Raw genomic sequence first — 14,556 nt, forward strand, 5'->3', positions numbered from 1 at the left:
TACCACTCCCACCTTCACCCGGAACGCTCACGCCGCAGCACGCTCGAGACGCTTTTTCCCCCGAGCCGGATTGTCTCGACACGACGCGTGTACGAGGGCTAAGCACACTGGCCTGAACCCTGGGTTTGGAGCCCGGGCCTGACCTCGAAACGCGAGCGCCAGGACCGGCCCTCCAGCTGGAGCGAAGTGATGAGCAAGAATCTTCTCGAGCAGCTCAAGAGCATGACGGTCGTGGTCTCGGACACGGGTGACTTCAACTCGGTCGAGAAGTTCCGGCCTCGCGATGCGACGACGAACCCGTCGCTCATCGCAGCGGCCGCCGCCATGCCGGCTTACGCCCAGCTGACCGACGAAGCTCTCGCGTGGGCTCGCGCCGAAGGTGGAGCTTCCAAGGAAGCCATCGCGAACCGCGCCGTCGACCGCCTCGCTGTCGAGTTCGGCCTCCGCATCCTGAAGATCGTTCCGGGCCGCGTGTCGACCGAGGTCGATGCCCGCCTCTCGTACGACACGCAGGCGAGCGTCGACAAGGCGCACACGCTCATCAAGATGTACGAAGCCGCCGGCGCGAGCCGCGACCGCATTCTCATCAAGCTCGCCTCCACGTGGGAAGGCGCGCGCGCAGCGGAGATCCTCGAGAAAGAGGGAATCCACTGCAACATGACGCTCCTCTTCGGCATGCACCAGGCGATCGCCTGCGCCGACGCGAAGGCCACCCTCATCTCGCCGTTCGTCGGTCGCATCCTCGACTGGTACAAGAAGGACACCGGCCGCGAGAGCTACCCGTCCTCCGAAGATCCGGGCGTCGTGAGCGTCACGAAGATCTTCAACTACTACAAGCACCACGACGTCAAAACCGAGGTCATGGGCGCGAGCTTCCGCAACATTGGTGAGATCACCGAGCTCGCGGGTTGCGACCTCCTCACCATCGCGCCGAACCTCCTCGCCGAACTCGAAGCAGCAACCGGCGACCTTCCGCGCAAGCTCGACGCCGCGAAGGCCAAGGCCATGGACATCCCGCACGTGAAGATGGATGAGGCGACCTTCCGCGCCATGCACGAGCAGGATCGGATGGCGAAGGACAAGCTTCACGAGGGCATCGAAGGCTTCAGCAAGGCGCTCGTCGCGCTCGAGAAGCAGCTCGTCGAGCGTCTCTGAGTCGGGCGACGCCCTACGCGCTCACACGTAGATAAGACGAAGGCGACGGACGGAGCGGCGAGCTCCCCGTCGCCTTTGTCCGTTCATGTGAGAGCAACCAATTCGCGCGCTTGGTCGGTTTATTGAGAGCTCGCACCGAGGTTGATAGTCTTCGACCATGCGCCGTTCTCGTTTTGGCTTGGCTTTTGTCACCGTCGTCGTCGCGGGTATTGCAAGCATCGTCGCCTGCAGCAGCAACGAGTCCCGTCCTGGAGCGAGCTCGATCGACAGGGACGGCGGCCAGAACCCCTACGTCGAACCGGTGAGGGACGCGACCGCCGACGGGAATGCGACGCCCGACGCCAAGGCGGACGCGGAAGCGAGCACGCCCGAGACGGACGCGGGAACTGAAAACTGCTTCGACGGCTTCCTGAACGGGAACGAATCGGACACCGATTGCGGCGGCCCCTCTGCCCCAAGTGCCTCGACAGCAAGACGTGCGTGCGTGACACCGACTGCCTCGGAGGTTCGTGCGACAACAAGGTGTGCAAGACGCCGAACTGCTCCGACGGCACGACGAACGGTCTGGAGACGGACGTCGACTGCGGCGGCAACACGTGTGCAAAATGCACGACTGGCAAAAAGTGCACGGGCTCGAACGATTGCCAGAGCGGCATTTGCACGAATCAAACGTGCGAATGCCCATCGGGAATGGCCAAGGCAACGACGCAGGGTGGAACGGGTACCTTCTGCATCGACAGCGCCGAGGTCACGAAGGGCCAGTACCAGAAGTTCATGGATGCCACGAGCGGCGCCGTCGTGAAGCAAGGCCCGCTCTGCACGAACAACAAGTTCCAGCCGCGCGCCGCTTGGGGCCCGGCAACCACGCCACCGGGTCCCCCTGACAATGGCCTCGCATTCAACATGTCGCTGCCAGTGCATTACGTCGATTGGTGCGACGCGCTTGCGTACTGCAAGTGGGCGGGCAAGCAACTTTGCGGAAAGCTCGGAGGGGGTTCTCTGACCTCCAACGAGGGGAACGACTTCACCAAGGACGCCTGGTACAGCGCGTGTACCAACGAAGGCAGCTACGCGTATCCGTACGGCAACACGTACTCCGATCGCTGCAACGGAACCGGGCAAGGCGTCCTCGGCCCGATCAAGAACTACATCGGCGGCTTCGGTTACCCCGAAAACGAGGACTCGGGCCTCATGATGGTCGTCGACAGTGACGACAGGGGCAACTTCACGAAGTACGTGCATGCCGAGTGCTACGGCCCGAAGGATGCCTACCAGCTGAGCGGCAACGTCGCTGAGTGGGAAGACGCGTGCGACGACCCGACGTCTCCGACGAGTGTTTGCCGTGTCCGCGGTGGCTCGCACTTGGCAAACGGTGATCCCGCGAAGCTCGCCTGCAACGCGGACCGCAGGGTTCCTCGCGTGCCCACGAACGACGCGGCAGGCAACGCGCTGCTCGAAGACGTCGGCATCCGCTGCTGCCTCTACTGATATGAACGGCCGCTGACCAAGCGGTCCGAACAGCTCGCTGCCCGGCCACGCGACGTACTCGCGAAGGTCGGGCAGTTCGCTTTGTTAGCCTTTGTGTAGCCGTACGAGAGGAGGCCATTGGCCATCCCTCAAACGCGGGATGTTCGCTCGAAGGGCCCATGCGACGATAAATGCATCATGGGCGAAGACGGCTCGATTCGTTGGCACCGCGTGCGTAGTGCCGTCCGGCTCATTGGTGAGGTGCGAGAGATCGGGGTGCGGACGGAGGAGGCGCGTCAGCATCTGCTTCAGTCTCTGCTGCGTGAGATCGGCGCGACGGTCGGGGGCATCGTCAACGATCATGCGTACCGGCGAGGCGGCAAAGGTGGCGTTCGCGGGGCCACACTCGCGGGCTTCGACGACGCGACGGTAAGCGTCTTCACCATCCACGACTCGCTCGGGAGTGACATCAATCCGTATCACCGGGCGCTCATGGACCGCGTCGCCTCGATGACCCCTGACGAACTGAAACACGAGCCGGTGATCAGCAGCAACCTGGGCGACGTTCTCTCGCCGCGCGACTGGTACAACTCGTTTTGGGTCGCCGAGTGTGCCCAGCCGGCGCGGCTCGATCACTTTCTCAGTGCCGTGCACATCGTCGGCCGGTACACGACGGAGGGAAGCGGGTTGATGCGCGAAGCGGGCGACCGCCCGTTCACCGACGAAGATCGCAACGTGCTCCGTCTCGTCATCGGAGAAAGCGGCGGCCTCTTTCCCACGCAGCAAGCGCCATCGCTGCCGCCGCGCGTGCAAGCGACGATGAAGTGCCTGCTCACGGGCGCATCGGACAAAGAGATCGCCCAGCGAATGCGAATCAGTCCGCACACCGTGCGTCAGTACGTGAAGGTCATCTTCCGCACGTATGGCGTCTCGAGCCGCTCACAGTTGATCGCGCGCGAGGTGAAACGAACGCCTGCGCAATCGGCGCGGACCGTCGGTGGATTGTCTGATCAGCGACGGTCGCCCGCCGCTTGAGTCAGTAGCAGCCGACGAGCTCGCCGCGGACGCCGCACTTCTCCTTCGCGCGGCACTTGTCTTCGACGGTGAACTTCTTACCGACGCACTTGAGAATCGTCTTCTCGTCGGACGCGCAGGCGAAGTGATTTTCCTTGTCGCAAGGATCACCCGCGGCGGCGATCGAGTCGTCGCATTCGACCTTGAAGCCGGCCGCCTTATCGCCCGTCACCTTGCAGGCGTTCTTGCCTTTGCAGTTGCTGGCGAGCGTGAACTTGCCGGCCTTGCACACGACGGCGCTCTTGCGGTCCGGCGTGCAGGCGTAGTCCTCTTCCTCTTTGCAGCCGTCGCCCACGTTGGCGATGCTGTTGTCACAGGTGACCTTGTGCTGCTCCATCGCGCAGCCGCGATCGCCCAAGCAACTCTGCACGAAGGACCAGCGATTGTTCTTCTGGCACTCGAGCATGCCCTTCTTGTCGCCGGTGCAGACGAAGTCGCCCGTGAGGTTGCAGACGTCCTTGTCTTCGGCAACGGACTGGTCGCACACGCTGTCCGAGCCGCTCTTGGTGCAGCCCGAAGCGCCCTTGCAGTTCATCTCCTCCCACTTGCCCTCGTGGCAGGAGAGAGCCTGCTTGTCGCCGATGCAGACCTCTTTCGCTTCGACTTTGCAGCTTCCCCCCGCTTTCGGTTTGCACCCGACGAAGAGCATCGCCGCACACGCAAACGCCACGAGAAGAGAGCTTCGCATCGCGCCGCATCTTAGGCGGAACGTCTCGAATTTGGCCACAATCTCGTGGTCGTTCGCTCTAGCTGCCTTTTTTCGGGCGAGTCAGATTCTTGGAGATGTTCCGACTGATGGCCGGTTCGCCTCCAGACTTGTCGATGAGCGAGGCGAACGTGAGCGCCTGACCTCCGAAACGACCTTTCGCCGAGAGGAGCACCGACTCGACCTCGCGACGCTTGGCTGCGGCCGGATCGGGGAAGAGCGTGGGCTGAATGCCACCGGCCGGCACGAGATCGTGCGCGGCCACGCCGGTGAGTCGAACACGGGCGCCGTCGAGCGGAAAACGTGACAGCAGATCGACCGCAGCGTCGTGAAGCGTGGTGGTGTCGCTCGCTGGCTCGAGGAGCGTGGTTCGCCGTGTCAGGAGCATGAAGTCGGCATACTTGATCTTCACGACCACGACACGCGCAGACAGATCGGCCTCCGTCAGGCGCTCGGCCACGCGCGAGGCATGCGCCAGGAGGCTTCGCGCGATCTCGTCACGCGTGGTGAGGTCTTCTTCGTACGTGCACTCTGCACCGATCGACTTCGCGTCTCGATCGGCTTCCACGTCGCGCGGGTCTTCTCCTCGCGCGAGGCGGCGCACCTCCGGCCCCCACGAACCGAGCACGCGCTCGAGAGCCGCTTCGCTCGCGTTGGCGAGGTCGCCGATGGTCTTGTAACCGAGCCGCCGGAGCATGGGGGCGGTCTTCGGCCCGATCCCCCACATGCGTTCGAAAGGCAGTGGCGCCAGAAACGCGGCCACGTCGGGGCCCACGACGGTCAGCCCGTCGGGCTTGTTGACGTCGCTCGCGATCTTCGCCGCGAACTTGCACGGGGCCACGCCCGCCGAGCACGTGAGGCCGCCTGTGACCTCGCGCACGTCGGCGCGGATCCGCTTGGCGATGGTCTCCCCATCGCCGAAGAGCGATTGGCTTCCGGTCACGTCCAGAAAGGCTTCGTCGATCGACAGGCCCTCGACGAGCGGCGTGTAGCGATGGAAGACGTCGAAGACGGTACGGCTCACCTCTTCGTAACGGCCACGCTTGGGCTGGACGACGATCGCGTGCGGACACTTGCGGAGCGCTTCGGCCATCGGCATCGCCGACCGAGCTCCGAACACTCGCGCTTCGTACGACGCAGCCGCCACCACGCCTCGACGCGCGGCGCCGCCGACGAGCACGGGTTTGCCGCGCAAGCTCGGATCATCGAGCTGCTCCACCGACGCAAAGAACGCGTCCATGTCGATGTGGAGGATCTGGCGCATGGGAGGCGACAGAGAAGCTAGGAAGGATCGCGGCAAGTGCCAAGCGAAGGCGCCAAGCCTCGAAAACTGGTCGACGACGTTCTGAACGAGTGGCGACGATGGTTGGCCGGCAAGTGCCGCGCAAATCCTGCGTCGAAACGCAAAAGGCGGCGCATCATCGATGACGGCAACCCGTCGTCGGGGCCGAGCGCCAGCGTGGCGTCGCGCTTGCAGAGCGTCGAGGCGTGGCAGCTCCGAAGCGGATCGTCCTCACGGGAGGACCGGGCGCAGGCAAGACGGCGACGCTCGAAGTCGTACGGCATCACTTCTCCGCACAGGTCCACGTGCTTCCAGAGGCCGCGGGCATCCTTTACGGAGGGGGCTTTCCGCGTCACTCGACGAACGCTGGGTCGCGCGCAGCACAGCGAGCGATTTTCCACGTTCAGCGCGAGCTCGAACGAGGAAGCGAGGAGGAGCGCATCGCGGAGACCATCGTGTGTGATCGCGGAACGCTCGACGGGCTGGCCTACTGGCCGGGTGCCGAGGACGACTTCTTCCGTGACGTCGAGACCTCCATCGATGCCGAGCTTGCCCGCTATGCGATGGTGGTCCACCTGCGGACGCCGTCGGTGCACGACGGTTACAATCACGAGAACCCGTTACGCATCGAATCCGCCCGGCAAGCGGCGGCAATCGACGCGCGAATCGGCCGGATCTGGAGCCGGCACCCGCGCGTCGTGACCGTCGAGAGCCGCGCGAACTTCGTGGAGAAGGTCCATCAGGTGCTCGACATTCTCCGGCGCGAGATTCCAACGGTCCGCGCGCGTACACGCCACCCGGAAATCGGCCCGGATCCGTAGAAAGCTGGCAGGTACGAGCTTTGCTCTGCCCGCCGCATGGAAATCGAATTCGTCGGGGCTGCCCGGACGGTCACCGGCTCGAAGCACGTCCTCCGCACGAGCCGGGCGACGGTGCTCCTCGATTGCGGACTCTTCCAGGGCCGGAGGCGTGAGGCGCTCGAGACGAATCGATCGCTCGGCGTCGATCCCGACGAGCTCGACGCGGTGATCCTCTCCCACGCCCACATCGATCACTCCGGCGCCCTCCCCGTGCTGGTCAACCGGGGCTATCGAGGCCCAGTTTTCGCGACGCCCGCCACGCGCGATCTCTGCGCCGCCATGCTTGCCGACGCCGCGTTCATCCAAGAAGCCGACGCGCGCCACATCAACAAACTCATCGAGCGCGAGGGGACGAACATGGAGCGGGTGCAGCCGCTCTATGGGTCGAGCGACGTCTCCGCCGTCCTCGCTCAGATGGTCGGCCTCCCTTACCATCGCCGTCAACTCGTCGCGCCCGGCATCCACGCGACGTTCCTCGACGCCGGCCACGTCCTCGGCAGCGCCATCACCATTCTCGACGTGGAGGATTCCGGCGAGAGCAAGTGCATCGTCTTCACCGGAGATCTCGGGCGGCGCACTCTTCCCATCCTGCGCGATCCCGAGGTGCCGAGCGGCGCGCACGTCCTCGTCACCGAGAGCACGTACGGCGACCGCGTGCATGCACCGTTCGCCGAGATGAAAAACGCGCTTGCGACGGTCCTGGACCGCACGCTCCGACGCGGAGGGAAAGTCGTGATTCCCTCGTTCGCTCTCGAGCGCGCTCAGGAGGTCATTTATGCGCTCAAGCGATTGCGCGAAGAAGGAAAGATCCCCAAAGTCCCCGTTTACGTCGATTCACCTCTGACCGTGAAGATTACCGACGTGTTCCGGTTGCATCCGGAGTGCTACGACGCCGAAGCGCGCGCGGCAATGCTCGGGACGGAGTCACCGTTCGACTTCGACGGCCTGCATTACATCTCCGCAGTGGCCGACTCGAAGGCATTGGACGCTTCCTCCGAGCCGTCGGTCATCATCGCCGCGAGCGGCATGTGCGAAGCAGGGCGCGTCCTTCACCACCTGCGGGCGACCGTCGAAGACGAGAAGAACGCGGTCGTCATCGTCGGCTTCCAGGCTCAGCACACGCTCGGCCGCCGGATCGTCGAGCGAAGACCCCGCGTGAAAATTTTCGGGGTCGAGCGGGATCTGCGGGCCGAAGTCGCCGTCCTCGATGGCTTCAGCGCCCACGCCGATCAGCGAGACCTGCTCGACTTCGCCGAAGCGGTGCGAAGGAAGGGCTCGCTCCAGCACGTCGTCCTCGTCCACGGCGAGCCGAGTGCGCAAAAGAGCCTTCGTGCCGAGCTCGAGGCACGACACTTTCCGACGGTGTCTTGCCCCGCCCCTCGCGAGGTCATTCGTTTCTGAGGAGCGCTCACGTCCACTACACGTGCGGGGTAGGCTCACTTCGGAGCCAGCGGCTGGCGCGCGGCGCGCGCTGAGCGAAGGCTTCGAAGAAGACCGAAACTCCGAGACCGCGCCCGTCGAGCCCATCGCCGACCTGGATCCTCGCTCGGTGGGACCGCGCAATGCCCGAAGCAAGCGCCAAACCGATACCGCTTCCGTTCTGCCCATTGCCGGCGCCCCGATAGAAGCGATGGAAGATGCGCTCCCGTTCCGTCACCGGCACCCCGGGACCATTGTCGGCAATCCTCAAAAGAACGTGCTGGCGACGTCCCGGTGCATGTCGGCACGATACCGCAATGCGACCACCTTCGCCGGAGTAGCGGATCGCATTGTCGATGAGATTACGGAGGAGAATTCCGAGTTCGTCCGTATTGCCACGAATGATGCAATGGTCCGTATTCATGACGAGCGTTTGTCGCTTCTCGTGAGCAACGGTTTCGAAATCGCGCACCACCATGTCGACGAGCTCGGCCAGGTCGACGGGCACGTAATGGTCGGTCCCCTTGGCGGCATCCAAGCGAGCAAGATCGAGCAGCTGTTCCGAGAGCCGCGTGCTGCGAGCCACCACCGCCGCCAGCTTGGAGAGCGCGGCGTCCTTCTCCTCCATGCTATCCGCGCGGAGCGCGACCTCTGCCATGGCCGAGAGTGCAGCGAGAGGCGTGCGCAGCTCGTGGGCCGCGTCGGCGATGAAGCGCCGTTCGCGCCGAAGGGCGCTTTCGAGTCGCTCGAGGAGACCATTGAAGGCATCGACCAGTGGGCGCACTTCGTCCGGTAGGCCGCGGGTGGAGAGGGGCGTCAGATCGAACGAGCTCCTCGTGAGAACGGCGCTCGTGAGCGCGGTCACCGGCCCGAGCGACCAGCGGATCACGACCCAAAAGGCCACTCCGAGGAGGGCCGTCATGAGCCAGCTGTTGATGGCGCTGAAGCTCCACAAGTTTCGCATGTCATGGGCCCAGCGAATCTGTGGTTTGCCAACCTGCACCTGGAGCGCACGCTCGGGATCGGAGACCGCGTGGACCCACCAGATCTCGCCCGCGATGCGCTCGCGCGAGGGTCCGTCCGCGAAGCTCGGTTTCAGAGGGGAGGCGGGCGCGCCCGGAGAGTGGAGCACCTCGCGCCCCGCGACCCACACTTGATAGGAGACGTGATTGGCTTCGAAGTTCTCCGAGTTACGCACCAGCGGCTTGGGGAGGGCGAGGTCCGAGCCGTTCGGTCGAGCCTCCGTCAGCCCAACGATCTCCGTGGACCGAAGGATCTCGTTCGCGCTTTCTCGGAGGGACACGTCCCACCAGCCCATTTCGCACTCGTTGGCACGTATTTGGATGAAGGTGAGCCAGCAAATCCAAATCGCGACGATGCTAAGTACGAACGCGCCGAAGAGGCGTACGCGGAGAGACTTCACGGGCGGTTTTCTCCGATCTGATAGCCAAAGCCGTGCACCGTGGCGATGAGGTCACTCCCAAGCTTGCGCCGAAGCTGGTGGATGTAGACGGCAATGGTGTTGCTCTCGATCGTCCCGGAGCTGCCGTACACCGCGTCCTCCAGCTGATGGCGGGTAACCGTCCGGCCCTGACGCTCCATGAGGGCGAGCAACGTACGGTATTCGTGGATGCTGAGCGGCACGGGCTCACCCGCGCACTCGACGACCCGTCGTGCCGGGTCGAGCATGACGTCGCGGTAGGTGAGCACCGGCGATGTTCGACCCTGACTCCGGCGAACGACGGCACGCAGCCGTGCGTAGAGCTCGCCCAGTTGGAACGGCTTCACGAGGTAGTCGTCCGCGCCTGCATCGAGCCCGCGAATGCGATCACTCAGCTGGTCGCGCGCGGTGACGATGATGACCGGCGTTGCATCGTAACGGGCTCTCAGGGCCGCGAGCACGCCCATGCCGGAGCCGTCGGGCAGCCCGAGATCCAGGAGCACCGCGTCAAAGTGATGCTCGAGCAGCGCTAGCCGCGCCACACTGGCATCGCCGGCACGGTCCGCTGTCCACCCGTTTTGCCGAAACCCCGCGCAAACCGCTTCGGCCAGCATGTCGTCGTCCTCGACCAACAAGATGTGCATGTCGAATGTCCGAGCCCATCGCTTGCGCTTACTGTCCGCGACGGCGTCCGCCGTCGGTTTAGCACTACGATGAGAGGTTGCGCCTCCGGCGCCGGAGGACCAAGAGGACGACGACGGCCAGGACCTCCGGGGCTGGCGCGCCACCGGAAGCCTGCTCGCATCCGAGGTATGGCTCCGTGGGCTCCCGTCTCGCAACGGCAACCCAGGGCGAACCGCAGTAGCCGTTGTCGAACGTGCAGCCGCTCTCGTGCGTTAGCCAACGGTCGAGAACCGCGTCCACCTCGCCGGGCGCCGCCGTCATGGTGAGCAGGAAGTCGATCGACGCCTCGCGTGCGGCGTTCACCAGCGGAAGGGTGTCGCCCGCGCAGAGGTCCATGCTCGCCGAGTGGCGAAGACCGTCCCGCGATTCATCGTGGTCGTGCGAAATGCCATCGACGTAGTTGAGCACGTGGCGAATTCGCCGAAAGTCGTCGCTGCGAATGGAATGAGAGAACGAGTCCTGCAGAGCGTGCAGTGCCTCGCCGAGGTAGAAGGCCGGAGACCAGACGTCCACCGTCACCATCCCGTAGTAATCGAGGTAGTAATCGTAGGAGAGGAACTGCTGTTCTCGAGGCTTCTGCATCTCGATGCGGAACTTCTCCACCAAGTCCTTGATGTGAACACGCGTGCCGGAGATCGCCGCGAGGTCTCCTTCCGGCCCGTCGTCGTTCGGCTTCCGCAGCGCATGGGAGTACTGATCGTCCGGGGCCGCGTGGATGTTACGCGTGTTCTCGAGCTCTAGAAGCGAGTGACCGTGCGTGTCCGGCGCTTGTACGCCGATGACCAGGCTCATCAGCAGATTCCGGTGGCGACGGTCGTCAGCGGAGACGCCAAACAGGCGCTGGAAGTAGGCCGACAGCTTGTCCGCCGCCTCTCCCCGGAGCGGAGGAATGGACTCGATGGGAAGCGCCGCGAGATATTGCGGATACGAGGAAATCGCTATTTTCTCGTGACACGCATCCGAGAACCCCGTGCCGACCGTGTACGCAGCGGACGGCCGCGCAACGAGCACCGCCGACAACACCGCCACCCAGCACAGGGGCTTCATGGAAGCACCATCTCGAGCGCGACGCCGGTGCGGTACTGCGCGCGAACGAGCGGGATCCCCGAGAGCACCGGAGCGACCACGGCGAACGAGAGCGGGTCGAAGCCCAGCCGAAGAGACCGCGACAGCTCCCAGCGCAGTCCAAGAGGGCGGACTTCGAAGAAGACACCTACCCTTCCAGCCTCGTCCAACTGGGTATCGAACAGCAGAACGGAAGGCCCGGCGGCCATGCTCGTGCGCAACAGACCATCGGCAAAACGGTACTCGCCGCCGACACCGAGATTGAGCGCGCCGGGAACGAGGCCCGAGCCATACTCCATTCCCCGCCACAGGTTTTCCTCGACGTGGAGGAAGCCGCCCCAGTTGCCGGAGGTCGCGGCGACGCGAACAATCCAGCCCGTGTTGACGCTCAGGAGAGGCGACCGGTCGACATCGCTCAGCAGACTTCCATACCCCTCGACCGCGACGTGTCCGCGCCACTCGGGCGAGGCATGGGCGCGAGTGGAGAAACAGAGCGCCACTCCGACGGCGAGTGGAAGAAGGCTCGACAGGCGCGGCATGACGGGTCCTCACGTGGTTTCCCGCCATCCTGAAGACCCCGTTTTAAGAACACGTTAATGTTCGCTCTCGCGCAAAGGATGAGCTCGTCTCGCTTCCCGAAGAGGCGTAGAGGAAGAAGGAGATGAGAGCTTCCTTGAGGGTGACCCTCGCGGCGTTCGTCGCCTGCGCAGGCGCAGGATTCGTGGGACTCGCCTGCAGCGACGGAGGCGGGCAGATTCGCGGGGGCCAGACGCAGTTCGACGGTGCGCCACCGTCCAACGAGGAAGGCGATCCGGGGCTCCAGGAGGGCGACGCCTCCGACATCGATGCGGCGAGCTGGCCGGAGGAGCAAGTCGACGCCGGCTCCGGCACCACGTGGACGGATCTCTATCGCGACTTCTTCGGACCGACGGGCGCCGCAAGCTGTTCGAGCTCCGGCACCTGCCACGGTGATCCCGCGGCGGCAGGGACGACGAAGTCCGCCGGGTATCTCTGCGCCGACAAAGATGGCTGTCGTCAATCGATGCTCTCGGACACCACCGCTCTGATCCAGACGCGCGACTTTTCCGCGCCTGAAGGCAGCACGCTCGTCCGGATACTCTGGCAGCGCAAGACGAACGGAACGCTCACCGGGTCGATGCCCAAAACGCCGCGCTACGTGTTCTCGCGAGCGTCGCTCGAGCGCATTCAGACGTGGATCGGAAACGGCGCGCCGAACGACTGACGAGTCGTGGCGCGGCCGTTCGAGCGAACGCGCGATGCGTGCGCTACGCTCGAGTAGGTGAGCAAAGCGTTCACCAAAGAAGACGACGACAGCGGCTTCGAAGCTCCTCTCGCGGCTTCGTCGGTGGCCGTACCGCAGAAGCCGTTCTACCTGACCCATACGGGTGCGGCCGAGCTCGCCAAGCATGCCGACCCTCGCGTTCGCGCCGCGCTTGCGCACGCCGAGGTGCTCGCGCCCATCGAAGAGAAGCCCGAACGAGCGGCGCTCGGGGTCACGGTGCTCGTGCATGACGAAGAGGGCGCAGAAAAGCGCTACCGACTCGTCTCCGCCGAGGAACATGCCCTTCTCGGCGAGGGGTGCAGCGTACACTCACCACTCGGCGCCGCCTTGCTCGGCGCGCGCGTCGGAGACGTTCGAGAGCTCCGCGCGCCTCGTGGCACTCACGAGCTCGAGATCGTCACACTGATAGGTGAACGCGCAGGTGACCCCGAATGACGACAGCCCTCTCCTATGCGCACGGCACTTCCTCCACCCCGCTGCTCGGTCAGACGATCGGCCAAAACCTCCAGCGCACGGTCGAACGCTTCGGTGATCGCGAGGGACTGGTCGTTCGTGGTCAAGGCTACCGCGCCACCTACCGACAGCTATGGGACGCGACGAGCGAGGTAGCGCGCGCACTCATGGCGAGCGGCGTCGAACGCGGTGATCGCGTCGGGCTCTGGTCTCCGAATCGCTGGGAATGGGTGGTCGTACAGTACGCCGCGGCGCGCATCGGCGCGATCCTCGTCAACTTGAATCCGGCGTACAAGACGGCGGAGATCGAATACGCCCTCGCGCAATCCGGAACGAGCGTGCTCTTCCTGTCGCGCGCGTTCCGCCAGAACGACTACGTGAAGATGCTCGCCGAGGTACGCGGGCGTTGCCCCGATCTCCGTCAGAGCATCGTGTTCGACGAGCCCGATCGCCCCGGAGACTTCGCCTCGTTCCTACGCCTCGCCGAACGAACGCCGTTTGCGGCCCTCGAAGAGCGCGAGTCGAGCCTCCAATTCGACGACCCCGTCAACATCCAATACACGTCGGGCACCACGGGCTTCCCCAAGGGCGCCACACTCTCGCACGACAACGTGCTCAACAACGGCTTCTTCGTGGGCGAGACCATGCGCCTCACGGAGAACGACCGCGTCTGCATTCCGGTGCCCTTCTACCATTGCTTCGGCATGGTGATGGGCAACCTCGGATGCACCACGCACGGCTCCACGATGGTGATTCCGGCGGAGGCCTACGCTCCGCTGCTCGTGCTCGAGACCGTCGCTGAAGAGAAGTGCACCGCGCTCTACGGCGTGCCCACGATGTTCATCGGCGAGCTCGATCATCCGCGTTTCTCCGAGTTCGACCTCTCCACGCTCCGCACCGGGATCATGGCGGGCTCGCCCTGCCCCATCGAAGTCATGCGCCAGGTGGCGTCTCGCATGAACATGCGTGAGGTCACGATTTGCTACGGCATGACCGAGACGTCACCGGTCTCCACGCAGAGCAGCACCACCGATCCGCTCGAAAAGCGCGTCACCACCGTGGGCCGCGTGCACCCGCACGTCGAGATCAAGATCGTCGCCCCGGAAACCGGCAACGTCGTTCCGCGCGGCACCTCGGGGGAGCTCTGCACGCGCGGCTACAGCGTGATGCTCGGCTACTGGAACGACGAGAAGTCCACGCGCGCCGCGATCGATCGGGCTGGCTGGATGCACACCGGCGACCTGGCCACGATGGACGACGACGGCTACGTGAACATCGTCGGCCGCATCAAGGACATGATCATCCGCGGCGGCGAGAACGTGTACCCGCGGGAGGTCGAAGAGTTCCTGCACACGCATCCCGAGGTTAGCGAGGCGCAGGTCATCGGCGTGCCGAGCAAGAAGTATGGCGAAGAAGTGATGGCGTGGGTGCGGACGAAGCCCGGCGCGACGCTCACCGCCGAGCACCTCACGAGCTTCTGCAGCGGACGAATCGCCACCTTCAAGATCCCGCGCTACTTCCGCTTCGTCACGGAGTTCCCGATGACCGTGACGGGCAAGGTCCAGAAGTTCCGCATGCGCGAGATTGCGGTCGAGGAGCTCGCTCTCGCCCCTGCCGACGAGATGGCTTAACCCCATCGAGCGCACA

General features: G+C 64.7%; 14 protein-coding genes. 8 read left to right on the plus strand and 6 right to left on the minus strand.

The genetic code is table 11. From position 1 onward, the window contains the following. Positions 1 to 189 precede the first annotated feature (189 nt). From AKJ09_RS09260 to AKJ09_RS09270, 3 genes are all read left to right on the plus strand, one after another. On the plus strand, positions 190 to 1,155 hold the full coding sequence (locus tag AKJ09_RS09260) for a transaldolase (protein ID WP_146646832.1): 966 nt from the start codon (positions 190 to 192) through the stop codon (positions 1,153 to 1,155). Positions 1,156 to 1,590: 435 nt separating this feature from the next. Then, on the plus strand, positions 1,591 to 2,643 hold the full coding sequence (locus AKJ09_RS09265; protein ID WP_146646833.1) for a formylglycine-generating enzyme family protein: 1,053 nt from the start codon (positions 1,591 to 1,593) through the stop codon (positions 2,641 to 2,643). Between the two features lie 177 nt (positions 2,644 to 2,820). Further along, on the plus strand, positions 2,821 to 3,657 hold the full coding sequence (locus AKJ09_RS09270; RefSeq protein WP_146646834.1) for a helix-turn-helix domain-containing protein: 837 nt from the start codon (positions 2,821 to 2,823) through the stop codon (positions 3,655 to 3,657). A 1-nt stretch (position 3,658) separates the two neighbouring features. On the opposite strand, the gene AKJ09_RS09275 is transcribed toward AKJ09_RS09270, so the two are convergent. Both AKJ09_RS09275 and AKJ09_RS09280 read right to left on the minus strand, forming a co-directional pair. After that, complete coding sequence (locus AKJ09_RS09275) at positions 3,659 to 4,384, minus strand: hypothetical protein (RefSeq protein ID WP_146646835.1); 726 nt, start codon at positions 4,382 to 4,384, stop codon at positions 3,659 to 3,661. Between the two features lie 58 nt (positions 4,385 to 4,442). Beyond that, on the minus strand, positions 4,443 to 5,666 hold the full coding sequence (locus tag AKJ09_RS09280; protein WP_146646836.1) for a DNA polymerase IV: 1,224 nt from the start codon (positions 5,664 to 5,666) through the stop codon (positions 4,443 to 4,445). A gap of 224 nt (positions 5,667 to 5,890) precedes the next feature. On the opposite strand from AKJ09_RS09280, the gene AKJ09_RS09285 reads away from it, so the two are divergent. Then, positions 5,891 to 6,505, plus strand: a complete 615-nt coding sequence (locus AKJ09_RS09285) for an ATP/GTP-binding protein (RefSeq protein WP_205633652.1) — start codon at positions 5,891 to 5,893, stop codon at positions 6,503 to 6,505. Positions 6,506 to 6,541: 36 nt separating this feature from the next. Then, positions 6,542 to 7,945, plus strand: a complete 1,404-nt coding sequence (locus tag AKJ09_RS09290) for an MBL fold metallo-hydrolase RNA specificity domain-containing protein (protein WP_146646837.1) — start codon at positions 6,542 to 6,544, stop codon at positions 7,943 to 7,945. Positions 7,946 to 7,961: 16 nt separating this feature from the next. Here AKJ09_RS09290 and AKJ09_RS09295 read toward each other — a convergent pair whose 3' ends face one another. From AKJ09_RS09295 to AKJ09_RS09310, 4 genes are all read right to left on the minus strand, one after another. Then, entirely contained in the window at positions 7,962 to 9,386 is a 1,425-nt protein-coding gene (locus AKJ09_RS09295) for an ATP-binding protein (RefSeq protein ID WP_146646838.1), read from the minus strand. Beyond that, positions 9,383 to 10,048, minus strand: coding sequence for a response regulator transcription factor (locus AKJ09_RS09300; RefSeq protein WP_146646839.1), 666 nt, complete (start codon positions 10,046 to 10,048; stop codon positions 9,383 to 9,385). The genes AKJ09_RS09295 and AKJ09_RS09300 overlap by 4 nt, the downstream gene beginning before the upstream one ends. Before the next feature lie 64 nt (positions 10,049 to 10,112). Beyond that, positions 10,113 to 11,135, minus strand: a complete 1,023-nt coding sequence (locus AKJ09_RS09305) for an MYXO-CTERM sorting domain-containing protein (RefSeq protein WP_146646840.1) — start codon at positions 11,133 to 11,135, stop codon at positions 10,113 to 10,115. Continuing rightward, positions 11,132 to 11,692 (minus strand): hypothetical protein, encoded by a 561-nt coding sequence (locus AKJ09_RS09310; protein WP_146646841.1) that lies wholly within the window; start codon positions 11,690 to 11,692, stop codon positions 11,132 to 11,134. The genes AKJ09_RS09305 and AKJ09_RS09310 overlap by 4 nt, the downstream gene beginning before the upstream one ends. A gap of 122 nt (positions 11,693 to 11,814) precedes the next feature. On the opposite strand from AKJ09_RS09310, the gene AKJ09_RS09315 reads away from it, so the two are divergent. Genes AKJ09_RS09315 through AKJ09_RS09325 form a run of 3 tightly spaced genes read left to right on the plus strand, consistent with a single transcriptional unit; the run spans position 11,815 to position 14,540 of the window. Further along, positions 11,815 to 12,396, plus strand: a complete 582-nt coding sequence (locus AKJ09_RS09315; protein ID WP_146646842.1) for a hypothetical protein — start codon at positions 11,815 to 11,817, stop codon at positions 12,394 to 12,396. A 57-nt stretch (positions 12,397 to 12,453) separates the two neighbouring features. Continuing rightward, the gene (locus tag AKJ09_RS09320) at positions 12,454 to 12,891 is read left to right on the plus strand and encodes a GreA/GreB family elongation factor (protein WP_146646843.1); all 438 of its coding nucleotides are present in this window, start codon (positions 12,454 to 12,456) and stop codon (positions 12,889 to 12,891) included. Next, positions 12,888 to 14,540, plus strand: coding sequence for an AMP-binding protein (locus tag AKJ09_RS09325; protein ID WP_146646844.1), 1,653 nt, complete (start codon positions 12,888 to 12,890; stop codon positions 14,538 to 14,540). The genes AKJ09_RS09320 and AKJ09_RS09325 overlap by 4 nt, the downstream gene beginning before the upstream one ends. Positions 14,541 to 14,556: the final 16 nt, after the last annotated feature.

This window comes from Labilithrix luteola, from assembly GCF_001263205.1.
Classification (GTDB): Bacteria; Myxococcota_A; Polyangia; order Polyangiales; family Polyangiaceae; genus Labilithrix; species Labilithrix luteola.

Coding starts and splice junctions, on each gene's coding strand:
- AKJ09_RS09260 (WP_146646832.1), top strand. CDS start 190: ATGAGCAAGAATCTTCTCGAGCAGCTCAAGAGCATGACGGTCGTGGTC.
- AKJ09_RS09270 (WP_146646834.1), top strand. CDS start 2,821: ATGGGCGAAGACGGCTCGATTCGTTGGCACCGCGTGCGTAGTGCCGTC.
- AKJ09_RS09275 (WP_146646835.1), bottom strand. CDS start 4,384: ATGCGAAGCTCTCTTCTCGTGGCGTTTGCGTGTGCGGCGATGCTCTTC.
- AKJ09_RS09280 (WP_146646836.1), bottom strand. CDS start 5,666: ATGCGCCAGATCCTCCACATCGACATGGACGCGTTCTTTGCGTCGGTG.
- AKJ09_RS09290 (WP_146646837.1), top strand. CDS start 6,542: ATGGAAATCGAATTCGTCGGGGCTGCCCGGACGGTCACCGGCTCGAAG.
- AKJ09_RS09300 (WP_146646839.1), bottom strand. CDS start 10,048: ATGCACATCTTGTTGGTCGAGGACGACGACATGCTGGCCGAAGCGGTT.
- AKJ09_RS09305 (WP_146646840.1), bottom strand. CDS start 11,135: ATGAAGCCCCTGTGCTGGGTGGCGGTGTTGTCGGCGGTGCTCGTTGCG.
- AKJ09_RS09310 (WP_146646841.1), bottom strand. CDS start 11,692: ATGCCGCGCCTGTCGAGCCTTCTTCCACTCGCCGTCGGAGTGGCGCTC.
- AKJ09_RS09315 (WP_146646842.1), top strand. CDS start 11,815: ATGAGAGCTTCCTTGAGGGTGACCCTCGCGGCGTTCGTCGCCTGCGCA.
- AKJ09_RS09325 (WP_146646844.1), top strand. CDS start 12,888: ATGACGACAGCCCTCTCCTATGCGCACGGCACTTCCTCCACCCCGCTG.